This is a genomic window from Halorubrum sp. SP3 (genome assembly GCF_005435195.1).
Lineage (GTDB): Archaea > Halobacteriota > Halobacteria > Halobacteriales > Haloferacaceae > Halorubrum > Halorubrum sodomense.
Map to the genome: position 1 here is coordinate 55,553 of NZ_SGTU01000013.1, position 21,003 is coordinate 76,555.

17 protein-coding genes, 2 tRNA genes and 1 pseudogene are annotated in these 21,003 nt (G+C 70.1%); 12 read left to right on the forward strand and 8 right to left on the reverse strand.

Features of this window, described 5'->3' with window-relative positions:
- Nucleotides 1–84 precede the first annotated feature (84 nt).
- Nucleotides 85–157, forward strand: a tRNA-Asp gene (locus tag EXE42_RS11020).
- 332 nt (nucleotides 158–489) lie between these two features.
- On the opposite strand, the gene EXE42_RS11025 is transcribed toward EXE42_RS11020, so the two are convergent.
- From EXE42_RS11025 to EXE42_RS11035, 3 genes are all read right to left on the reverse strand, one after another.
- Nucleotides 490–1,494 carry a histone deacetylase gene (locus EXE42_RS11025; protein WP_137693688.1) on the reverse strand — a complete coding sequence of 335 codons (1,005 nt, stop codon included), beginning with the start codon at nucleotides 1,492–1,494 and terminating at the stop codon, nucleotides 490–492.
- Entirely contained in the window at nucleotides 1,495–1,926 is a 432-nt protein-coding gene (locus tag EXE42_RS11030) for a histone family protein (protein ID WP_092920574.1), read from the reverse strand. It lies immediately after the preceding gene.
- Nucleotides 1,927–2,017: 91 nt separating this feature from the next.
- A complete protein-coding gene (locus tag EXE42_RS11035; RefSeq protein WP_137706521.1) occupies nucleotides 2,018–3,511 on the reverse strand; it encodes a single-stranded DNA binding protein in 1,494 nt (497 codons plus the stop codon).
- Nucleotides 3,512–3,758: 247 nt separating this feature from the next.
- Between EXE42_RS11035 and EXE42_RS11040 the strand changes: the two genes are divergently transcribed.
- The 3 genes from EXE42_RS11040 to EXE42_RS11050 all read left to right on the forward strand — a co-directional run bounded on the left by EXE42_RS11040 (nucleotide 3,759) and on the right by EXE42_RS11050 (nucleotide 5,464).
- Nucleotides 3,759–3,831: transfer RNA gene (locus tag EXE42_RS11040), tRNA-Arg, on the forward strand.
- A 526-nt stretch (nucleotides 3,832–4,357) separates the two neighbouring features.
- Nucleotides 4,358–4,636, forward strand: coding sequence for a hypothetical protein (locus EXE42_RS11045; RefSeq protein ID WP_241988372.1), 279 nt, complete (start codon nucleotides 4,358–4,360; stop codon nucleotides 4,634–4,636).
- Between the two features lie 135 nt (nucleotides 4,637–4,771).
- Entirely contained in the window at nucleotides 4,772–5,464 is a 693-nt protein-coding gene (locus EXE42_RS11050) for a hypothetical protein (protein ID WP_137693687.1), read from the forward strand.
- Between the two features lie 12 nt (nucleotides 5,465–5,476).
- Here the strand turns inward: EXE42_RS11050 and azf are convergent, their stop codons facing one another.
- The 4 genes from azf to EXE42_RS11070 all read right to left on the reverse strand — a co-directional run bounded on the left by azf (nucleotide 5,477) and on the right by EXE42_RS11070 (nucleotide 10,360).
- Nucleotides 5,477–6,379: an NAD-dependent glucose-6-phosphate dehydrogenase Azf gene (azf, locus tag EXE42_RS11055; RefSeq protein WP_092920571.1), complete on the reverse strand. Its 903-nt coding sequence runs from the start codon at nucleotides 6,377–6,379 to the stop codon at nucleotides 5,477–5,479.
- A 121-nt stretch (nucleotides 6,380–6,500) separates the two neighbouring features.
- Nucleotides 6,501–6,851, reverse strand: coding sequence for a cell division protein SepF (sepF, locus tag EXE42_RS11060; RefSeq protein ID WP_092920570.1), 351 nt, complete (start codon nucleotides 6,849–6,851; stop codon nucleotides 6,501–6,503).
- A gap of 71 nt (nucleotides 6,852–6,922) precedes the next feature.
- Nucleotides 6,923–9,721 carry a DNA mismatch repair protein MutS gene (gene mutS, locus EXE42_RS11065; protein ID WP_137706522.1) on the reverse strand — a complete coding sequence of 933 codons (2,799 nt, stop codon included), beginning with the start codon at nucleotides 9,719–9,721 and terminating at the stop codon, nucleotides 6,923–6,925.
- An 84-nt stretch (nucleotides 9,722–9,805) separates the two neighbouring features.
- Nucleotides 9,806–10,360 (reverse strand): hypothetical protein, encoded by a 555-nt coding sequence (locus EXE42_RS11070; RefSeq protein ID WP_092920568.1) that lies wholly within the window; start codon nucleotides 10,358–10,360, stop codon nucleotides 9,806–9,808.
- A 287-nt stretch (nucleotides 10,361–10,647) separates the two neighbouring features.
- On the opposite strand from EXE42_RS11070, the gene EXE42_RS11075 reads away from it, so the two are divergent.
- Complete coding sequence (locus tag EXE42_RS11075; protein WP_137706523.1) at nucleotides 10,648–11,544, forward strand: hypothetical protein; 897 nt, start codon at nucleotides 10,648–10,650, stop codon at nucleotides 11,542–11,544.
- A 66-nt stretch (nucleotides 11,545–11,610) separates the two neighbouring features.
- Here the strand turns inward: EXE42_RS11075 and EXE42_RS11080 are convergent, their stop codons facing one another.
- Nucleotides 11,611–12,141, reverse strand: coding sequence for a hypothetical protein (locus tag EXE42_RS11080; RefSeq protein WP_137706524.1), 531 nt, complete (start codon nucleotides 12,139–12,141; stop codon nucleotides 11,611–11,613).
- A 394-nt stretch (nucleotides 12,142–12,535) separates the two neighbouring features.
- Here EXE42_RS11080 and EXE42_RS11085 point away from each other — a divergent pair, with 394 nt between their 5' ends.
- The 7 genes and pseudogenes from EXE42_RS11085 to EXE42_RS20210 all read left to right on the forward strand — a co-directional run.
- Nucleotides 12,536–14,035: a VWA domain-containing protein gene (locus tag EXE42_RS11085; protein WP_137706525.1), complete on the forward strand. Its 1,500-nt coding sequence runs from the start codon at nucleotides 12,536–12,538 to the stop codon at nucleotides 14,033–14,035.
- Between the two features lie 121 nt (nucleotides 14,036–14,156).
- On the forward strand, nucleotides 14,157–15,605 hold the full coding sequence (locus EXE42_RS11090; RefSeq protein ID WP_092920564.1) for a SipW-dependent-type signal peptide-containing protein: 1,449 nt from the start codon (nucleotides 14,157–14,159) through the stop codon (nucleotides 15,603–15,605).
- A gap of 126 nt (nucleotides 15,606–15,731) precedes the next feature.
- On the forward strand, nucleotides 15,732–17,441 hold the full coding sequence (locus EXE42_RS11095) for a SipW-dependent-type signal peptide-containing protein (RefSeq protein ID WP_092920563.1): 1,710 nt from the start codon (nucleotides 15,732–15,734) through the stop codon (nucleotides 17,439–17,441).
- Nucleotides 17,442–17,657: 216 nt separating this feature from the next.
- A complete protein-coding gene (locus tag EXE42_RS11100) occupies nucleotides 17,658–18,428 on the forward strand; it encodes a hypothetical protein (RefSeq protein ID WP_137706526.1) in 771 nt (256 codons plus the stop codon).
- Nucleotides 18,425–19,660 (forward strand): hypothetical protein, encoded by a 1,236-nt coding sequence (locus EXE42_RS11105; RefSeq protein WP_137706527.1) that lies wholly within the window; start codon nucleotides 18,425–18,427, stop codon nucleotides 19,658–19,660. The genes EXE42_RS11100 and EXE42_RS11105 overlap by 4 nt, the downstream gene beginning before the upstream one ends.
- On the forward strand, nucleotides 19,660–20,679 hold the full coding sequence (locus EXE42_RS11110) for a signal peptidase I (protein ID WP_137693678.1): 1,020 nt from the start codon (nucleotides 19,660–19,662) through the stop codon (nucleotides 20,677–20,679). Before EXE42_RS11105 ends, EXE42_RS11110 begins: the two co-directional genes overlap by 1 nt.
- Nucleotides 20,679–21,003 (forward strand): annotated as a pseudogene (locus EXE42_RS20210) (hypothetical protein); the annotation flags it as partial. The gene EXE42_RS11110 and the pseudogene EXE42_RS20210, both read left to right, overlap by 1 nt.

The following is a 21,003-nucleotide window of genomic DNA, read 5'->3' on the forward strand; positions in this document are numbered from 1 at the left end:
CCATCATACGACCCTGTCACGGTCGTGACGCGGGTTCAAATCCCGCTCCGGGCGTCCCCGGTTTCGGGGCGCTGTCGCCTGTTTGCCCGGATGGTGTAGTGGCCCATCATACGACCCTGTCACGGTCGTGACGCGGGTTCAAATCCCGCTCCGGGCGTTTCTGCTGTCGCAATAACGAGCGAGGAGCGGCAGCGACGAGCGAGTACCGCGACAGCAGAAACCGTAGAAGGGATTTGAACTGGGGAGTGAAGCGAGTGAAACGAGCGGCACGACCGGGGTTCAAATCCCGCTCCGGGCGTTCCTGTCGACTCCGAGCGAGGGGCGCCAGCGACGATCGAGTCCGGCGTCGACGGACCCAGACGGAGGGATTTGAATCTGAGGACGAGCGAACGCAGTGAGCGAAGTCCTCCGGGTTCAAATCCCGCTCCGGGCGTCTCTCGCTGCCGCAACACCGAACGAGGAGCGCCAGCGACCGGTCAGGAGCTCGGACTACAGGCCCAGCTCCGACCGGAGGTCGTCGACGAGCGTTTCCGTCTTCTCGTCCGGCTCCTCGTCGGTGTCGACGGGGGTCCGGCCGTCGTACGTCTCGTGGACCATCGAGACCCCTTCGGCGAGCGTGTCGAGGCCGTAGCCACCCTCGAGGACGTACGCGTCGGCGGCGCCGACATCGTCCGCGAGCGTCCGGATCCGATCGGTCAGCAGCGCGTACCCCTCCGAGGAGACGCGCATCCGCGAGATGGGGTCGTGGCGGTGCGCGTCGAAGCCCGCCGAGACGATCAGCAGGTCGGGGTCGAACCGGTCGACCGCGGGCGCGATCCCCTCGTCGACGGCGTACAGGTAGTCGGCGTCGCCGGCGCCGGCCGCCAGCGGGAGGTTCGCGGTCGCCCCCTCGCCGTCTCCCTCGCCGGTCTCGTCGAGGGCGCCCGTGTCCGGGTAGAGCCCGTCCTCGTGGATCGAGGCGTAGAAGACATCGCCGCGGTCGTAGAAGATGTCCTGCGTACCGTTGCCGTGGTGAACGTCCCAGTCGAAGATCGCGACGCGGTCAGCGAGCCCCTCGTCGAGGGCGGTCTGGGCCGCGACCGCGGCGTTGTTGAAAAAGCAGAACCCCATCGCGTCGTCGGTGACGGCGTGGTGGCCCGGCGGACGACCGATAGCGAACGGCGTCTGCCGGCCGGTCGACCCGTCGAGCGCCTCGCGGGCCGCCCACTGGGCGAGGCCGGCCGAGGTGAGCGCCGCGTCCCAGGTCCCCTCGCTCGCGACGGTGTCGGGGTCCCAACTGCCGCCGCCGTCCGCCACGAACGACTCGAGTTCGTCGACGTAGTCGGGGTCGTGGACCGCCGTGACCGCCGCCTTCTCGGCGGGGTCCGCCTCGGCGTACTCGACGCCGTGCCGCTTCGCGAGGCCGCGGCGGATCGCGCGGAGTCGGTCCGGGTTCTCCGGGTGTCGTTCGCCGGTGTCGTGGTCGAGGCACCGCTCGCTGTAGCCGAACCGCATCTACTCGAAGAGGGCGAAGTACGTCTCGATGTCCTCGGCCTGTACCGTTCGCCGGTCCGCGTGTCGGGCCAGCGTCGCGGCCGCGCTCGCGACGTTGTCGGCGTAGTCTTCCAGGATGTCGGCCAGCGCGACGCGCGCGTCGACGCCGACGCGATACCGGTCGTCGATCCGGAGTCGGGCGATCCGGTCGATCGGCGCGACCGGTAGCGTGAGGTCCTCCCGGCTGACGACCTGCTCGACGCCGAAGTCCGCGGCCATCAGCGTCTTCCGGCCGTCCGCGGTCGCCTGCTCGGCCGCGTCGATGGCTAGCTCCGCGCCGTGCGATTGGATCCGTCGCGCGAGCTCCTCGGCGGCGTCCGCGCTGACGCGGAGTTCCCCCGCGTTCCGCCGGATGATCCCGTCGACCGGCGCGAACGGCAACTCGACACTCATACACACAGTCGCGTCCGTGTATCGTATAACGCTTTCCGTTAGCCGCATCGCGGCCGGGTCCGTGGGCGGATCGGGACGGGAGAGACCCGCGTCAGAAGACGTCGTCGGCGTCGATGGTGCCGTCGCGCTCCGGGCCGCGAACGGTTACCTCCTCGCCGAGCCGGAGGCTCGCGTCGGTCTCGACGGTCCGCGTCTGCTGGCCGTCGTCGAGCACGACCGGATCGCCCGTCTGGACGACCGTGCCGGTGAACTCGACGTCCTCGGTCGACGGCTCCGTCGTCGCGGCCGCGGCACCGCCGGTCGCACCGCCCCCGTCGTCTCCGGTCGTCTCGCCGGCGACGGCCTCGGCGGCCGCCTTCTGCCCGTCCTCCGCGAAGGCTCCGAGGCCGGTCTCGCTCGCGTCGGGGTCGGCGGCGTCACCGCTCCCCTCCGTACGGGACCCCGACGCCCCGCTCGCTGCGCCGGCCGCCGCGTCGCTCTCGCCGTCGAGGACGGAGACGGTCGAACGCCAGTTCGCAGACGCCTCAAGGTCGTCCTGCCAGCCGTCCTGGATCTCGACGTCGGTGAAGACGACGCGGTCGGCCAGGTCGATCTCGCGGTCGGCCTTGTCGCCCCACAGCGCGACGCGTATCTCGCCCGTCTCATCTCTGATCCGGACGTTTCTGACCTGTCCCTCGCTGCCGTCGTCTCGGTCGAAGGTGCGCACCGGGTCCGTCTCGATGACGCCGCCGCCGATGTCGACGGTCTCGCCGATCTCCAGGTCGGCGATGTCGGTCGTCTCCGGAACGTACTCGACGTCCTCGTCGACGCGCTCGACCGTGCCGCGGTCTCCGACGTGGAGCTCTAAGTCGCCGTCGCGCTCGCGGACGTAGCCGTCACCGACCTCGACCACCTCGCCGGGCTCGAACTCGTCGGCGAGGTCGGCCTTGTCGTCCCAGAGCGTGACGCGCACGCGGCCCGTCTCGTCGCCGACGGTGAGGTTCGCCACGCGCCCCTCGCTGCCGTCGTCGCGGTCGAACGTCCGGATCGAGTCCGTGTCGAGCACCTGTCCGACGAGGTCCACGTCGGACGCGCCGAGCGTCAGGTCCTCGACGCGGTAGGTGTCGAGCACCTGCACGTCGACTTCGGCGTCCTCGTCCGGCTCGACCTTGTCCGCGCTCACTTCGAGGCCGCTGTACCCCTCCTTCGGTCGACCCATGACCCGGAGCACCTGTCCGACCTCGAGTTCGCCCTCCGCGGCCGCGGCCATGTCGTCCCAGAGTGCGACCCGGACCGAGCCGGAGGCGTCGGCGACGTCGACGTTACACACCCGGCCCTCGTCGGCCTCCTCGTCGTCGCGCTCGAACGTTCGGACCTCGCCGATCGCGGTCACCTTGCCGAGGAACTTCACCTCGTTCATCCCCGGTTCGATGTCGGCGATGGTGTCTGCCTCCTCGTCGCGAAGCTCGTGCGCGATGAGCATCGCTGCGGTCTCCTCGTCCGCGAGCCCGCCCATCTGCTCGACCTTGTCCTCGACGGCGGCCTCGAACTCCTCGAACTCGACGTCGGTGTCGAGGTCCTCGTACACCTCCTCTATGGCTCCCATACGCGTACCTCCGTGGTCGGTGAGTTCGCGGATAAGCGTTGCCGTTGTCGGGGGGTCGCGCCGGAGCCCGCCCGGTCGGTGAGGCGACGGACTCGGGTCCCGGTCGCGGCTCGAAGGCGTCTCATAGGCGTTCATGGGGCCCTCCGATACAAAAGGTGTTCATCCGCGTCGGGAGTGCGTGCGGACCGCAGGCACGCGACCGCCGGACCGTAACCGTCTTATGTTCCACCGCGATACGTTGAGATGAGTCCTGGTAGGGTAGTGGACTATCCTCTTGGCTTGCGGAGCCAGGGACCGGAGTTCAAATCTCCGTCAGGACGCTCACTTTGCGGCTGCCTCGCTTCGCTCGGGAGCCGCCGCGTTCGGTCCTGACTTGCCCGACGCTCGCTCCGCTCGCGTCGGACTCCGTCAGGACGTTTTTCGAGGCACCAAACGGCGAGCGGAGCGGGGAGCGACCGACGGGGCCGCGGACGGTGGAGCACCCGGAAACGGCGGCCCTTCGACCGCGGTATTGGTCCACACACACGAGGAACTATTAACTCGGTTCCGTCGTTCGGTGAACGTACGCCCGGTCGGTCCCCCGCCACCGGGTCGAATCCATGACCGTCCGCGACCCCATTCCGACGTTCGCCCCCCGCTGGAGCGTCCGGAGACGGGTCCGCGGGCCGGTCGCCGCTCTCCTCGGCACCGTCGCCGCGTGACCTCGACGCGGGGGCGGCCGACTCGCCGCCGAAGCGAGCGCGCCTCCCCTCTCTCGACGCGACGGCCCCACTCGTACCGTTTTCGACGACCGAATCCGCTCGAAGCGCGAGGCGAACGCCTCGCGCCACGACTCACTACCAGACGATGACAGCAGACCGATCCCCCTCCAGACGCACAGTCCACCCCGATCCGTACGCGAACCCCCACCCGTCCGATCCCCTCCCGTCGCCGGGCGCGCTGGTCGCCTTCGCGGCGCTACCGGTGCTGACGGTCGCCGCCCTCTCGTTCCCGACCGCGGCGGCGGTCGCGCTGGCGACCCTCTGCGGTGCCGTCGCGGGCGCGGCGCTTCACCGCCGGTACCCGAGGGCGGTCGATCGAACCGTCCGGCTACCGGACGACGACGGCGCCGTCGGGAAGGCCTGATCGGCCCGCCGCGGGCGAGCACCGCCTCCGCCCCGCCGCTGACGTTTCGCCCTCCGCCCCGCCGCTGACGTTTCGCTCCGCTTCGCGGAGTCGCGGAACTCGCCATTTATCACTCGTCGCCGCCGACCGCGAGGCGTGACCGACCGCGACTCCGGTTCGGACCGAGACGAGCGCGACGTGCCGTCCGCGTCAGTCGCGATCACCGCCGGCGCCGCGCTGTTCAACGAGGGGCGCTTCCTCGCGGCGAGCGGCGCCTGGGGTTCGGGGGGGCGACCGCCAGACGACGACGGCGACGCCGAGCGCGACGGCGACCGCGACGCCGCCGACGTCGAGCGACTGCGCCGGGGGCTGGCCGCGGCCGCGACGGCGACGCACCGCGCGGCCGACGGCGACGACTCGGGCGCCGCCGAGCGCGCGGCGGACGCCGTCGCCGCGCTGACGGGCGTCTCCGACTCCCGGGGAGTCGCGTTGGCCTCCGTCCGAGAGTGGGCCGAGAAACTCGCCGCGGCCTCGACGGACGCGGACGCGGGGAGTGCGCCGCGGATCCGGGTCGACGACGAGACGCCGGCGTTCGGCCGGCTGTCGCTCGCCGCGGCCGGGGTCGCGGCGCCGGCGCTCGCGAGGGCGGGCGAACCGGGCGATCCGCAGGTGCTCGCGACCGCGGCGGAGTTCGCTCGCGAGGAGCGCGGGACGGGACGGACCGAGTTCGCCGAACTGCTGTTCGCGTACCTTCGGACGCCGGACGCGCGACCGCAGGTGGCCGCGCGGCTGGGCGATCACGTCGAACGCGAGGCGCGGAAGCGGCGCGACGTCGACGGGCTGTTCTGAGCGTGGGGCCGATCAGGCGTCGTCCGGGTCGGCGGGGAAGTTGGGTTCGGCGGGCGACTCCGGGGCGGGCCGATCGGCGTCCGACGCGAACGAGTCCTCGCCGTAGCGACCGCCGTTCGTCTCGGTGTCGCGGTCGGACTTGGGTTTGCCCTCGAAGGTGTAGTCGGCGGAGTTGTCGGCGGGGTCGTAGCCGAGCGCCTCGCGGGCGCGCTCGATGGAGTAGTAGCGGCGGTCGTTGTCCGAGATGCCGTACACGACCTCGTAGCCGTAGTCGGCCCGGAGACAGCGGTCGAACAGGTGCGCGCAGTCGCGGTGCGAGAGCCACATCGCCTGGCCGCGCTCGTACTCGCGGGGCGGGTGGTCCCTGGTGAGGTTGCCGATCCGGACGCAGACGACGCTCATCCCGAACTCGTCGTGGTAGAAGCGTCCGAGCGACTCGCCGGCCGCCTTCGAGACGCCGTAGAGGTTGCCGGGGCGGGGGAGTTCGCTGCCGTCGAGCCGGTAGTCGTCGTCGGGGCGGTACAGGTCCGGCGTGCGCTCTTCGGTCTCGTAACCGCCGACGGCGTGGTTCGAGGAGGCGAACGCGAACTTCTCGACGCCGGCCTCGGCGGCGGCGCGCATCACGACCTGCGTGCCGTCGATGTTGTTCCGGAGGACGGAGTCCCACGGCGCCGTCTTCCGGGGGTCGCCGGCGAGGTGGATCACCGCGCCGACGTCGGCGACCGCCTCGCGGACGGCGCGCTCGTCGGTGATGTCCGCGACGTATCGGTCCGCGTCGGTGACGCCGGCGGGAACCTTCGCGGCCGGGAGCGGCTCGCGGTCGAGGAGCCGCCACTGGTAGTCGCCGCCGATGCCGCGGAGGATGGCCTGCCCCACCCGTCCGCCGGCGCCCGTCAGCAGGACCGGCTCGTCCATTCGACTCTACGTGGGCGAGAGAACGGCATATATGACACGGTTCGACCGCGTACGCCCGGATTCGGGGCGTAAATCGGGATCACGGAAGGATATACGGAGCGAGACCGCCGGAACGCGGCGGCTACAGTTTCTGTCGCGAGACCTTGACGCCGGTCGGCGTGACGATGATCTGGTCGTCGCCCTTCTGGACGATGTCGCCGTCGACCTCCTCGACCACCTGTCGAAGCTCGTCGTAGACGCGTTCTATCGTCCGGTCCGACGTGGAGTGACGGGTGATGTCAGCGATGACGAAGTCGCCGTCGTAGACGGCGTCTTTGATCGGGATGACGTCGCTCTGGTCGGCGATCTCCGCGAAGTGTACCTGTGTGCCCGTCTCCGCGTGCGCGTCGGCGAAGTCGTCCGTGTCGAGCTCGACGTAGTCGTCGACGGAACGATTCCCGCTCCCGCCGAGGATCTTGCTCATGATGCCCATACACACCACACGACGTGGTCGGACATTAGTTCTTACGTCAGACGCGCCCGTGCGTCCGTCTCGCAGCGCGGTCAGTCCAGCCGCTCCTGCCACTCTTGGACCCGCGAGAGCAGCTCCACCGGCGAAGTCTCCGCGATGTCGACGTCGCTCAGTTCCTCGATCACGGCGCGGGTCTCGGGGTCGAGCCGGTCGGCGGCGGCGGGCGCCGCGGTCTCTGCGGTCTCCGCGCGCTCGCCGGAACCGGCCGCCATCGACCCGCTCTCCGCTCCGTTTCGACTCCCCTCGGAGGCCGAGCCGCCAGTGCCTGCCGCCCCCTCGTCGCCGTCCCCGCCCGCGAACGACCCCGACGAGAGGTCGAACACGACCTGCTGCGTGTCCCCCGCGCCGCCGCCCGGAACCTCGCCGGCGCCCGAGCCGGCGCCGTCGCCGTCTCCCACGCTTCGCGAGCCGCGGGCCTCGATCGCCTTCTCCTCGCGGAGCCGGTCGAGGACCTCGTCCGCGCGGGAGACGACGGGGTCGGGCACGCCCGCGAGATCGGCGACGTGGACGCCGTACGACCGGTTCGTCGGCCCGTCGCGGACGGTGCGGAGGAACGTCACCTCGCCGTCGCGCTCGTCGACGGCGACGTGGACGTTCGCGACGCGGGGGAGGTGGTCCGCGAGCGTCGTCAGCTCGTGGTAGTGGGTGGCGAAGAGGGTACGCGCCCGGACCTCGTTGTGGAGGTACTCCGTCGCGGCCCACGCGATGGAGATACCGTCGTAGGTGGCGGTCCCGCGGCCGACCTCGTCGAGGATGACCAGCGAGTCCTCGGTGGCGGAGTGAAGGATGTTCGACAGCTCCTGCATCTCGACCATGAACGTCGAGCGCCCCTGCGCCAGTTCGTCGAGCGCGCCGACGCGGGTGTAGATGCCGTCGACGAGCCCCACCTCGGCCGCGCGGGCGGGGACGAACGAGCCGGCCTGCGCGAGCAGCTGGATCAGCGCGGCCTGCCGCATGTACGTCGACTTCCCGCTCATGTTCGGCCCGGTGACGATCAGGAAGCCGCGCTCGGCGTCGAGCCGGAGGTCGTTCGGGACGAAGTCGGTCGTCCCCTCGACGACCGGGTGGCGCCCGGCCTCGACGTCGAGCCGGCGCTCCTCCGTCAGCTCCGGGCGCGACCAGTCTCGGCGGGCCGCGTGGGTCGCGAGCGAGGCGAGCGCGTCGAGTTCCGCGATCGCCCGGCCAGCGTCCTGGAGCAGTTCCGCGCGCTCGGCGACGCGCTCGCGGAGCGCCTCGAACAGCTCGTACTCCAGCTCGCCGCGGGCCTCCTCCAGGCGGAGGACCTCCCGCTCCTTCTCGGCCAGCTCGTCGGTGACGAACCGCTTCGAGTTCTTCAGCGTCTTGATCTCGCGGTACCCCTCGGGCACCCGGTCCGCCACCGACTTCCCGACCTGGATGTAGTAGCCGTCCGTCTTGTTGCGGTCGACGGTGACGTGGCTGAGCCCGTGTCGCCGCTTCTCGCGCTCCGCGAGGCCGTCGAGCCACGATTTTACCGACTCGTGGCGACCGATCAGCTCGTCGAGCTCCTCGTCGTACCCCTCCTTCAGCAGCCCGCCGCCGGTCTTCGCCTTCGGCGGGTCCTCCGCGAGCGCCTCGGCGAGCTCCTCGCGCAGGTCGGCCGCGCGCTCGCGGTCGACGCGGTCGAGGACGGCGGCCGCGGGCGAGTCGTCGAGGGGGGTCCCCGCCACCGCGTCGGCGAGGTCCGGGAGCAGCGCCAGCGTGTCGCGGACCGAGAGGAGTTCTCGCGCGCCCGCGCTCCCGCTCGTCGTGCGCGACGCGAGCCGTTCGAGGTCGTACGCGTCGTCGAGCACCTCGCGGATCCGATCGCGCGCGAGCGCCGCGGACGCCAGCGCCTCGACCGCGTCGAGTCGGGCCGTGAGCGTCTCGCGGTCCCGGCGGGGGCGGGTGAGCCACTCGCGGAGCAGCCGCCCGCCGGCGGCCGTGACGGTGTGGTCGACGGTGTCGAACAGCGAGCCGTCGGCGTCGCCCCGCATCGTCTCGGTGATCTCGAGGTTGCGCTGCGTGGTCGCGTCCACGTCGACCCGGTCGTCGGCGCCGTACGCGGTGAGGCGGGTCATCGAGGCCAGCACCCCCGCGCCGGTCTCCTCGACGTACGAGAGGACCGCGCCCGCGGCCCGGACCGCGAGCTCCGAGTCGAGCCCGACGCTGTCGGTCGTCTCCCGGCCGAACTGCTCGCGAACCGCGTGTCGCGCGCGCCCGGTCGCGAACGCCTCCGCGTCGAACGCGGTCACGCGTCCCGAGAGGTCCTCGCGGACCGCCCCGAGCAGGCCGTCGTCGTTTCGGACCCGGGGGCCCGGGAGGACCTCCGCCGGGTCGAAGCGGTAGAGCTCGGCCCGCAGGTCGCTCCCGTCGTCGACCGTCGTGGCGAGGAAGCGGCCGGTGGTGACGTCGGCGAGCGCGAGCCCGTAAGGGCCGTCGGCGTCGGAATCGGCCGCTTCGTCCCGCACCACGGCCGCGAGGTAGCGCGCGTCGTCGTCGCTCGTTTCGAGGACGGTCCCGGGAGTGACGACTCGGACGATCTCGCGGGCGTGGTCGCCCCCGTCCGTCTCGTACTGGTCCGCGACCGCGACCCGGTAGCCGCGTTCGACCAGGGCGTTCACGTACGGCGTCAGCTCCGAGAGCGGCACGCCGGCCATCGGGTACGACGAGCCGTGAGAGGACTTCTGCGAGATCGAGAGGTCGAGCTCGTCGGCCACCAGCTCGGCGTCGTCCGCGAAGAACTCGTAGAAGTCGCCGCACTGCATCGCGAGGACGTCCGCGTCCGTCTCCGCCTTGAGATCGAGGAACTCCCCGACGATCCCCGTTGCCATATGTCCGTACTCCCGCCGTGCGCGGCTAAAACCCTGCGGGTGTCCGCGCGGTGAGTTCGGGCGGGGAGGGGCGCCGATGCGTCGTCAGCCCAGTCGGTTCCGCTTCGTCGACGACCGGTGGAAGAGCCCGGAGACAGCGAACACGAGCGCGAACAGGACCGCGTACGCGTACCCCGAGACCGCGCCGAACGGGACGGTGCCGACCCACGCCGCCGTCGCCAGCAGCCCGCACACGACCGCGAGCCCGACGTAGTACTCGCTCCAGAGGATCTCGTTGTCCGAGACGATCTCCAGGTACACCTCCAGCTGCCGGCTCTCCTCGGTGAGCGAGACCAACCCCCGGTCGGACTCGTAGTCGATGAAGCCGCTGGCGGCCAGCTTCGGGAGGTGCGACTGGTGAAGCGCCGTGTACACTCGCTTGCGCTGCTTGTACGTCACTTCGGGGATCTCGACGCCGTTCTCCCACGCCGCCAGCTGCTCCGCGATGTCGCGGACGCGCGCCTCGCTGCCGTTGGTGTTCAGGTACTCGATCACGTTCCGCCGCCGCGCGTTGCTCAGCGCCGTGAACACCTCGTCGCGCGACGGACCGTCCTCATCGGCGGGCGAGGGCACCTCCGATCCGATGAGTTGTGATGTCATGGCTCGCCCATGTGGGTTGAGAGCATATTGATTAGACACAACATATAATTTTCTATTAATGAGTCGGCGGTAGATCGCGGCGTGTATCGACGCGCGAAGTACACGGAAACGCTTTGAGAACCGAGCGAATGAGGATTCTTGAGATAGTAGGTCCGTCGAATCGCGATTCTCGTCCGCTGTTGTCGTTTTCCGTAACTATCGATCGCCGAAACAGGTTCGCGGCGGGAGGCGACGCACGCGGCGGTAGGCGGCGCATACATAGGTCGGCACGCGCCGTCCGAACCGGTATGAACGCGTCACGAAACGCGGCCGCCGATCGCCTCCGACGACCCGCACGCGCCGCCGTCGACCGACTCCGACGGCCCGAGTACACCGGCGCGAACCGCTGTCTACCCTGTACCGCGGTCAACGTCGGGATCGCGACGGTCGGGGGGGCAGCGGTGGCCGCGGTCGGCGCGCCGCTCCTCGGCGCGGCCGGGTTCGGCGCCGCGCTCGCGGCGATCTGGCTCCGCGGCTACCTCGTCCCGGGGACGCCCGAACTCACGAAGCGATACCTCCCGGAGCGGGTCCTCGCGCTGTTCGGGAAAACGCCCGGTTCAAGGGAGATAGCCGCCCATCAGTCGGGTGAGATCGATCCGGAGACGTACCTGCTTGACGCCGACATCCTCGTCGAGACGCCCGCCGGCGACGACTTCGCGTTCGCGCCCGACTTCGCCGCGGCGTGGCGGGCGGCGGCGACGGGCAAGCCGAGGGACGCTGGCGGCGACGGGGACCGAAGCGACCGCGACGACGTGGCGGCGCTCGCGACGCTCACCGGGATCGACACCGATGAGCTGGCGATCGACTGGTACGAGGGCGTCGGGCTCGCGTACGCGGGCGACGAGAAGATCGGCCACTGGGAGTCGCGCGCGGTGTTCCGGGCGGACGTCGCGGCCGACCGCGTGCTGACGGCGACCCGCGACGACTGGACGACGCTGGCGCTCGCGGACCGCAGCGCGGTGCTCGGCGCGCTCAGGCTGTTCGTCGATGAGTGCCCGAGCTGCGCCGGCGAAGTCGGGCTGGAAGAGCGCGTCGTCGAGTCCTGCTGTTCGAGCTACGACGTGGTCGCCGGACGATGCGCCGGCTGCGACGCGCGGCTGTTCGAGCTGCGGCTGCCGGAGTCGGTCGCGGCCGCCGCCGAGTAGGGGAGGCCGAGAGTTCGGATAGGAGAGCGGAGTACGACGGAGAAGGAGTCAGTTTTTCAAGCCCAGTCACCGGAGCCGAAGCTGCCGCAGCACCGAGAAGCGGTTGACCCACAGCTGGACCGCGCTGGCGGCGGCGAAGACGCCGAGACCGAGGCTGGTCCAGAGGACCGGGTCGACGGCCGACACGAGCGGAACGTCGAGGAGCGCCGCGAGAACGACGAGCAGCGAGCCCACGGCGAGCCCGCGGTAGAGTTCCGACCACGTCGCGCCGCCGGGCGCGAGGACCTCCGTGTAGAGTCGCACGTCGCGCGCGCGGCGAGAGAGCTCGATGGTCTGCGTCTCGCGGTCGTACGCTATCACGCCCGCGTCCGCCAGCTTCGGCAGGTGCGTCTGGACGAGCGACGTGTACACGCTCTCGCGACAGCGCTTCGGCGGGGGCGTCTCGCCCGTCTCGCGGCCCGCGACGAGCGTCGACAGCTCGTTGACCGAGACCGTCCCGCCGACGGCGCCGAGCTGTTCGATCGCGCGGCGACGGCGTTCGTTCGCGAGGATCGCGTACACCTGTTCGGCCGGTAACACGTCGTTTCGGAGTTTCATGGAGTGGGCTCCGGGCGGCCGCGCTCGGCGGCGCCCGAGTTCTGTCACCCACTGCGTCGGACGGAGTCATATGTATGGGCTCGCTACCCGGGGAAGCGGCCGATCGAGGGAAGAGGGTACGAGCAGCTTGTCGGATCCGACACGTCGAGTACGGTTCTCGTACCGGGTTCGGTGGCGACAGTACGGAACGCCTGCGGGCGAGATCGCTCCCGGTAGGACCACCGAACCGTCCGTCGAACGAGACCGTTGACCGGTTCCGTGAGACGTTCTGCCTGCTGGAATCGTCCGTTCGACGGTGACGTGGGAACGCGTAACTAGGTGGGTGTCCCTCGGAGGGGAAAGTAACCGATTCGGTCAGCCCATCGCGGACGGGGAGCGAGTCGGGGGAGAAACCATGAGCCAAGACACAAACGACACAATCGGACTCTCGCGGCGCAAGGTGCTCGCGGGCCTCGGCGCGGTCGGCGTCGCGTCCGCGGGCGCGGGACTCGGTACCACGGCGTACTTCAACGACACCGAGTCGTTCGAGGGCAACACGCTCACCGCGGGCGAGCTGGACCTGAAGCTGGACTACAAGTCGACGTACCTCGGCGGTCCCGGGCGTCTCGAAGACGTCCAGTCGATGGGCTACCCGGACGCCGAGGACCTCGGCGAGGGGCGCTACCTGCTCGACCAGACCCCGAGCCCCGCGGACATGCAGGCGTGGGAAGACCTCGTCATGGAGGAGGACGGCTTCGACTTCTGTTCGCCCGAGGCGGATCAGTACCTCGTCAACGGCGACGGGATCCCGGTGTTCACGCTCGACGACGTGAAGCCCGGCGACTCCGGCGAGGTCACGATCAGCATCCACATCTGTGACAACCCCGCGTTCCTCTACCTCGCGGGCGAGCTGACCGAGAACGCGGAGAACGGTCAGTCCGAGCCCGAACTGGAAGACGAGGGCGAAGAAACCGACGGGATCGGCGAGCTCGCGGACGCCATCGAGGTCTGCGTCTGGTACGACGAGGACTGCGACAACGTGTACGAGCCCACGGGCACGGGCCAGCAGCAGGAGCTGGAAGTCGCCTTAGTCAGCGACGTCTCCGGTTCGATGGGCGGTGCACCGCTCTCGGCGCTGAAGACGGCCGCGACCAGCTTCGTCGGCAACCTCTCGTCGCCCGACGAGGCCGCTGCGATCTCGTTCAATTCCGGCGCGTCGACCGACCAGGAGCTGACGACCAACTACCAAGCCGTTCAGAACGCGATCAACAACTACACAGCGGGCGGCGGCACCTCGATCGCCGCCGGTATCATCGAGGGCGAGGACGAACTCCTCAACGGCACCATCGCCACGCCGGGCGCGTCGAAGGTGATGATCCTGTTGAGCGACGGGCAGTCTGACGACACCGCCGCGACCGACGCCGCGAACGACGCCAAGAACAACGGGATCCGCATCTTCACCATCGCGCTCGGGAACGCAGACACCGGTCTGTTGGAGAGCGTCGCCAGCTCTCCCGACGACGCTTTCGTCGCGCCCGACCCGTCCGACCTCGACACCGTCTACGCCGAGATCGCCCAGATCGTCCTCGCGGGCGAACAGAAGATCCTCTCGGGCACGATGAGCGAGGTCTTCGCGGAGCTGGCCGACGGCGAGGCGCTCGACGGCGACCGCCAGGAGGAGGGTCGGCAGCCGTACCCCGGCGCGACCACCCAGTGTATCGGTTTCGAGTGGACGCTCCCGGCGGAGGTCGGCAACGAGATCCAGACCGACTCCGTGAGCTTCGATCTCGCCGTCTACGCCGAGCAGTCGCGGCACAACGACAATCCTCAGGTGGCGTTCAACGGGACCGACGTGAACAGCACCAGCCCCGGTCCCGCACCCAACGGCACCGGCAACGTGAGCGGTCAGAACTAGCTCCTCGGAGCGACGCGGCCCCGGACGACGAGACACGTCCGGTTCCCGGCTCGGCGCCTTCGGGCGGCCGACGCGGCGGTTCGCGACCGCCGCCGGGAGTTCCCTTCGGGGATGATACACAATGAACGACGACAAAATCGGACTATCGCGGCGCAAGATGCTGGTCGGACTCGGTGCGGTCGGCGTGGCCTCGGCGGGCGCGGGCCTCGGCACCACGGCGTACTTCAACGACACGGAGACGTTCGCGAACAACGAGCTGACGGCCGGCTCGCTCGACCTGTTTGTCCACGTCGACTACTCAGAGGACCAGGGCAGCTACGCGCAGTACTCCACGGAGCCCGGCACCTACGTCGACGGGAACGTCGTCGGGATCGAGGGCCAGCAGATCGAGGGCGAGCCCCTCAGCATCCAGGTCTCCGACCTGAAGCCCGGCGACTCCGGCGAGGGCGAGTTCTGCTTCTCGATCGTCGACAACCCCGCGTACATGTGGATGTGCGGTGAGCTGACCGCGAACGACGAGAACGGAATGACGGAGCCCGAGATGGACGACGACGAGACCCCGGACACGGGAGACCTCGCGGACGCGATGGAGGTCACCGTCTCGTACTGTACGCCCGACGGCGACGGCGGCAACGTCATCGGCGACGAGATCGTCTCCGGGTCGCTGGCGGAAGTCATGCTCGCGCTCCAAGCCGGCGTCCCGCTGTCCAGCGACGGTGACGCGAACGCGCCGCTCGCGGATCGCCCCACCTTCGATGGCGTCACCGAGGCGTTCACCGACGGCGAACCGAACGTCGACGAACAGTGCGTCTGCTTCACATGGGAGGTGCCGACGAGCGTCGAGAACGAGATCCAGACGGACTCGGTCATGTTCGACTTCGAGTTCTACGCGGTCCAGGCTCGCCACAACGACGGGGCGCACAACCCCTGCGTCGAGTTCGACACCGTCGTGACCACCGACCCCGGTCCGGGCGTCGACCGCGACGGCGACGGGCAGGGCGACGCGACGGGGAGCTGGATCACCGCGCGGGTGAGCAGCGGCCCGACCACGGTCGTACAGGTGGAGCTGGACGGCGACGTGTACGGCGGCGGGAACTCCGGGCTCGGCGAGTGGCCGAGCAACCCGAACGCCTACGTCGTCGAGGCCAACTTCGACGTCGACACCGACGGGCTCGGCGAGAGCCCGAACGACGACTTCCGGTTCGGCTACGGTAGCGCGAGCTCCGGCGCCCGGTCCGGAGGCATCGCGAACAGCACGAGCGGCGCGAGCGGCGACGGCGGGTACATCCGGCGCAACATCGGCACTGGCGGGAACAACAACCGCACCGACACCGCCGCGGAGGACGTTCCCGGCTTCGTGGCTCTCGAGAGCGCCGACCAGCTGACCTACACGTTCGTCATCGACTGGACGAGCGGCCTGCCGGCGCTGTCGAGCGTCCCGACCCAGTTCGTCCTCAGCGAGGTCTTCGCCAGCGACGGTGGAGAGGGCGTCGCGTCGCCGAACAGCTCGAACGACGGCCGCGCGGCCATCGACAACGTCACCGACGCGTCGGGGGTCATCAACGTCTGATCGGCGCGTAACGCGGCGGGCGCGACGGCGCCCGTCCGACCGACCATTACCCATTCCGGACCCGCGCGGGCGGCCGGGGCGACGGTTCGACCCCGTCGGTGGGACTCCCTTCGGGGAATTACACTCATGACAGACAACGACGACATCGACACGATCGGACTGTCGCGGCGAACGGTGCTGGCCGGCCTCGGCGCGGTGGGCGTGGCCTCCGCGGGCGCGGGCCTCGGCACCACGGCGTACTTCAACGATACCGAGTCGTTCGACGGGAACACCCTCACCGCGGGCCAGCTCGACCTCCTCGTCGACTGGCAGCAGACGTACGACTTCGGCGAGGGGAATCAGTTCGTCAGCGCCCACCCGGACCACGACGGCGACGGCGAGCAGTCGATCGAGATCGACGGCGAGGTGTTCACGTACAGCGACTTCCCGGACGAGGACGACCCGGACAGCAACGGGGCGAACCTCCGGGTGCTGGACTGCGAAACCATCCCGCCGCTGGAGGAGGCGGACTTCGGCACGGACCCGGTCACGGGCGAGGAGATGGAGACGCTGGTCCGCCTCACCGACGTGAAGCCCGGGGACTCCGGCGAGATCACCTTCTCGCTCCACCTCTGTGACAACCCCGGCTACATCTGGATGCAGGCGAGCGACGTCAACGGTGACGGCGGCACCGCCACCGAGCCGGAGCAGATCGTCGACCCGGACAACCTCGGCGACCTCGGCGACGCCATCGAGGCGCGGCTCTGGTACGACGAGGACTGCGACAACGTGTACGACGGCGCGGAGCCGGTCGACATCATGCTGACGCTCGACTTCTCGGGCTCGATGCTGTACGAGCAGTACGGCGGCCTCGTCAGCGAGGACGACGTCACGGTCGGCGGGACCACCTACGCCGAGACGACGAAGATCGACCTCGTCGAGCTCGGCACCCGCCAGTTCGTCAGCTACCTCCAGTCGCAGGGGTCCGACGTTCAGGTCGGCGTCGCGTACTTCGACGGCGAGGGGAGCGACGACTCCGTCCCGCGGACGGGCGTCCTCCAGGGCCTGACGAGCGACCTCTCCGTGGTGGACGCGCAGCTGACGGATCTCCGGCAGAAGCTCGCGGACGTGGTGACCGGTCCCAGCCCCTCGACGCCGGGCGACGGCGACGGCGACCCCGATCCGTTCGCGAACGCGAACGGTATCGCGACGGGCACCTACATCGGCGAGGGCGTCGACGACGCGCAGGCCGAGCTCGACGCGAACGGACGTAGCGGCGTCGAGTACCGGAACATCGTCCTATCCGACGGCGAGTCGTTCAACGGGGACGGCAGCACGTCGTTCTCATCGCCGACCGGCGCGGCGGCCGACGCCCGCGCGGCGTCGCCGAATCCCGCAACGAACGTGTACACGATCAACGTCGACGGCAGCGCGAGCACGCTCCAGGCGATGGCCGGCGCGGCCGGCGGCTCGGGCGGCGACCCGGCGTTCTTTAACGACGTCAGCGATCCGCTCAACATCCCGACGGTGTTCGGCAACCTCGCGGCACAGACCGCACAGGAGAAGGTCATCATGGACGACTCGCTCGGAAACGTCCTCGCGGCGCTCGCCGACGGGAACGGCGTTCCGCTCGACGGGAACCGGTCGACGCCGTACGACGAGCGTAACGACCCGGCGGACGACCCGGACCGCGAGGCGTTCCGCGGCGACGGCGTGATGCACTGCGTCGCGCTCGAGTGGGAGCTGCCCCTCGAAGTGGGCAACGAGATCCAGGGCGACACGCTCGCCTTCGATCTGGGCTTCTACACCGAACAGGCGCGCCATAACGACGGCGCCGGGCCGTCGGTGTCGGCCTGATCGGGGGTTTCGGACCCATCGCGACGTGACGGTCGAAGCCGATCGACGGCGGGGCCGATCCGGCGACTGCGATGGGGTGCGACGCCCGTACCGCCGGGTACGGTCACCGGACCGGTCAGGTATGACGCGTATACATACGACTACGGCGACGGTAGAGAGGGCAGAGACGAGAGATCACATCGACGACACGGCCGTTCGGAGCCGCGACGACACACAATGACACAGAAGGAATCAGGACTTACGCGGCGGGAGGCACTCGCAGGCGTCGGAGCCGTCGGCTTCGCGACCCTCGGGGCCGCCTCCGGACGGCGGACGGGGACGGACAACTGGGACGAGTACACGGACTACACGTACGCCCAGACGGACGCGCCGGTGAATCTGCTCGTCGGGTGGCGGCGCACGGAGAACGGGACGGCCGTCGATGCGAGCCCGGTCGGCGCGGTCGACGACGTCGGAGCGGCCGGGATCCGGCTCGTCGACGTCGACAACGTACTGCCGCACGACTACGGCACGGCGAGCGTCGGCCTCCGACTGGAAGACCCCGAGAGCACCGCCCGCGTGTGGCTGAAGATCGACCCCGGGCTCGACGACCCCGACGCCGCGAGCGCAGCGCTCGCGGAGCGCATCTCGCTCACGGTCCGACAGGACACCGGGATCTTCGGGATCGGCGGCTGCGGCGGCGCAGATGGCGAGTTCGCGAGCGTCGGGACGCCGATCGCCGACGGGACGCTCGCGGACATCGACGGGTCCGCGCTCGCGGACGGCGTCGAGCTGCGTCCGGGGTTGCTCGGCGACGGCTGCCTCGGACCCGGTGAGCAGCGCTGTCTGACCTTCGAGTGGGAGTTTACTGGCGAGGGCGGCAACGCCGGACAGGGCGGCGCGGTGGACTTCCTCGTACAGTTCGTCGCCGACGAGTGCGGTTCCGAGGGGAACCCCTTCGAGACGAACCCCGCGACGGGAGGCGACACGGCCGGAGGCGGCGCATGACTCCCGGAAGCGACCGGGGACGGCGCCCGAGCGGACTGAGCCGCCGCCGGCTGCTCGCCGGGATCGGCGGCGTCGGCGCGGTCGGGATGGCGAGCGGCCTCGGCACGGGCGCGTACCTCGCGGACCGGGAGACGTTCGCGAACAACGCCTTCGGCGCCGGCGAGGTCGGGGTGACCGTAAACGACGAGCTCACGGACGGGACCGTCACCGTCGGTCCGTTCGCGGTCGACCGGACGACGTTCGACGGCCGTCCCGACCCTGAGCGGTTCGAGATCGGTGCGTCAGCGAACCCCGTGCGGGTGTGGCTCGCGACGCGCTGCCCCGACGACGACGACCCGCTCGGGGACGCGCTCGAAGTCGAGGTCGTCGTCGACGGCGCGTCGCTGACGGGCGGCTACCGGCCCCTCGCCGAGGTCGAGCGCCTGCTCGCGACCGGGGCGCGAATCGACGACGGCTGCCTCGCCGCCGGCCCCGACGGCGGTTCGATCGTCGTCGAGGTGGCTCCCTACCTGCCGGCTGATTCGCCAGACGTGGGCGGTGAGACGACCGACCTGACGTTCCGGCTGTACGCCGAGCAGTGTCGCCACGTCTCGGAGGCCGAGGCGAACGCGCCGGGGGCGAACCCGTTCGCAGATGTCGTCTGCGATGAGACGGAGTTGGACTGCCCCGAGTGCGTCGAGTTCGGCAAGACGAACTTCGGCGGGTCGACCGGGCCGGGCGACGTGCTCCGGCTCGAGGACGCGGGATCGTACGAGATCGAGATCACCGAGGTCGAGACGAAGGACGACGGCGAGGTCGTCGGCGTCGCGTTCCGGCTTCGGGACGCCGACGGAAATCCGGGGCCGAACATGTGTTCCGTGGCGGTCAAGGGCGGACCGGACCGGACCCCCGAGTCCGTCGAGATCGACCCGGCGTCTCCGGAGACAGGTGAGATCGTGTTCGCGCCGCTGAACCCCGGAAACGACAAGCGATACGGGGTCAGCAACGTCACGATCAGCGTCTGCGCCGGCGACGGTAACGGCGAAGAGGAAGGCGGCGACGACCGCACCGGTGACGGCGAAGAGGAAGGCGGCGACAGTAGCGGGACCGGTAACGGCGGTGGAAACGGCGACGGCGGCAGAAACGGCCGAAAAGAGAACGGAACGCCCGGGAAGCACGACGGCAAATCCGCGAACGCCGGCGGCGACGGTCGAAGCGACGGCGGCGGAGACGACGGCACGGAGGCGAACTGATGACACAACTACTCACATCACCACGGACGAAGCGCGCGGCGAACGTACTCGGGATCGTCCTGCTGATCGCGCTCGTCGCGCCGTTCGCGGTGTACGCCGCCCCGGAGGTCGTCGGCGCCGACGAGAGCTTCGTCGTGCTCACGGCGAGCATGACGCCCGCCATCGCGCCGGGCGACGTAGTTATCATCGCCGAGCGCGACCCGGCCGCGATCGCCGAGGGCGACGTGATCACGTTCGTCCGCGGCACGAGCGACGTGCCGGTGACGCATCGCGTGATCGACGTGGTCGACGAGGCGAGCGCGCTCGCGTTCGAGACGATGGGCGACGCCAACGAGGGACCGGATCCGGGGCTCGTCCCGGCCGGGAACCTCGTCGGCGTCGTGACGCTGACGATTCCGTACATCGGGTACGTGATCCAGTTCGCGGGCACGCGGGTCGGGTTCGTGGCGCTGGTGCTGCTCCCCTTCGGACTGCTCGCGGTCACGGAGGTCTGGTCGATCGTCCGCGGTCGCGACGAGTCGAAGTCGCCAGCCACCGCGACCGACGATCCGGACCGAGGGGACGCCGAGACGGCGCAGTTCGAGTTCGCAACCGAGTCCGAGCTCGCCCCCGCGACGGACGCCGCGGGGGCTTCCGGCGGCGTCTCGGTCGACGCGGTCGGCGGCGCGGCGGCGGTACTCGTCGTCTTCGCCCCGTACGCGGTGTACGTCGCGTTCGAACTCCGGAGCGCCGTCGCGATTGCGGCGGCAGTAGCGACCGCGACGCTCCTGTGTGGGGCGCTCGCGATGTGGGTGCCGGCGAGCGGCGTGCTCGACCGGAGCGGGCAGAGCGCCGCGGCGGAGCCGGAGAGAGACGCGTCGGAAACGGCCGTCGCCGGCGAGGTCTCCGAGAGCGAACGGGACGGCGACGAGACGGACTCGGCAGCCGTCGCGACAGACGAAGAGCGCGTGGAACCAGACGAGTCGGCACCGGTACAGACGCCGACCGCACGTCCTGACGCCGCCGGAGAGGGGGACTGATGGCGGCAAATCACGGGTTCGTCGCGCTCCTCGCGCTCGCCGTGTTGGTGTGGGGCGTCGCGTTCACCGGCGGGGCCACGGTCGCGGTCCTCTCGGCGAGCGTCGACGTGCCGACGACGTTCGAGACGCCGGAGGAACTGAAGGAAGTAAGCGGGTCAAACGGAAGCGCGTTCGCCGTGACGACCGTACCCGTCGAGAACGGGACGCCGTCAGCGGTGAACGGCACGGAGACAGTCGGGAACGCCACGGTACCGCCCCCGAAACAGAACGCTACGGTACCGCCCCCGAAACAGAACGCTACGGTACCGCCCCCGAAACAGAACG

What these genes read in the sequence shown, in the direction of transcription:
- EXE42_RS11025 (WP_137693688.1), bottom strand. Translation starts at nt 1,494, where the DNA reads ATGCGGTTCGGCTACAGCGAGCGGTGCCTCGACCACGACACCGGCGAA.
- EXE42_RS11030 (WP_092920574.1), bottom strand. Translation starts at nt 1,926, where the DNA reads ATGAGTGTCGAGTTGCCGTTCGCGCCGGTCGACGGGATCATCCGGCGG.
- EXE42_RS11035 (WP_137706521.1), bottom strand. Translation starts at nt 3,511, where the DNA reads ATGGGAGCCATAGAGGAGGTGTACGAGGACCTCGACACCGACGTCGAG.
- EXE42_RS11045 (WP_241988372.1), top strand. Translation starts at nt 4,358, where the DNA reads ATGACAGCAGACCGATCCCCCTCCAGACGCACAGTCCACCCCGATCCG.
- azf (WP_092920571.1), bottom strand. Translation starts at nt 6,379, where the DNA reads ATGGACGAGCCGGTCCTGCTGACGGGCGCCGGCGGACGGGTGGGGCAG.
- sepF (WP_092920570.1), bottom strand. Translation starts at nt 6,851, where the DNA reads ATGGGCATCATGAGCAAGATCCTCGGCGGGAGCGGGAATCGTTCCGTC.
- mutS (WP_137706522.1), bottom strand. Translation starts at nt 9,721, where the DNA reads ATGGCAACGGGGATCGTCGGGGAGTTCCTCGATCTCAAGGCGGAGACG.
- EXE42_RS11070 (WP_092920568.1), bottom strand. Translation starts at nt 10,360, where the DNA reads ATGACATCACAACTCATCGGATCGGAGGTGCCCTCGCCCGCCGATGAG.
- EXE42_RS11075 (WP_137706523.1), top strand. Translation starts at nt 10,648, where the DNA reads ATGAACGCGTCACGAAACGCGGCCGCCGATCGCCTCCGACGACCCGCA.
- EXE42_RS11080 (WP_137706524.1), bottom strand. Translation starts at nt 12,141, where the DNA reads ATGAAACTCCGAAACGACGTGTTACCGGCCGAACAGGTGTACGCGATC.
- EXE42_RS11085 (WP_137706525.1), top strand. Translation starts at nt 12,536, where the DNA reads ATGAGCCAAGACACAAACGACACAATCGGACTCTCGCGGCGCAAGGTG.
- EXE42_RS11090 (WP_092920564.1), top strand. Translation starts at nt 14,157, where the DNA reads ATGAACGACGACAAAATCGGACTATCGCGGCGCAAGATGCTGGTCGGA.
- EXE42_RS11095 (WP_092920563.1), top strand. Translation starts at nt 15,732, where the DNA reads ATGACAGACAACGACGACATCGACACGATCGGACTGTCGCGGCGAACG.
- EXE42_RS11100 (WP_137706526.1), top strand. Translation starts at nt 17,658, where the DNA reads ATGACACAGAAGGAATCAGGACTTACGCGGCGGGAGGCACTCGCAGGC.
- EXE42_RS11105 (WP_137706527.1), top strand. Translation starts at nt 18,425, where the DNA reads ATGACTCCCGGAAGCGACCGGGGACGGCGCCCGAGCGGACTGAGCCGC.
- EXE42_RS11110 (WP_137693678.1), top strand. Translation starts at nt 19,660, where the DNA reads ATGACACAACTACTCACATCACCACGGACGAAGCGCGCGGCGAACGTA.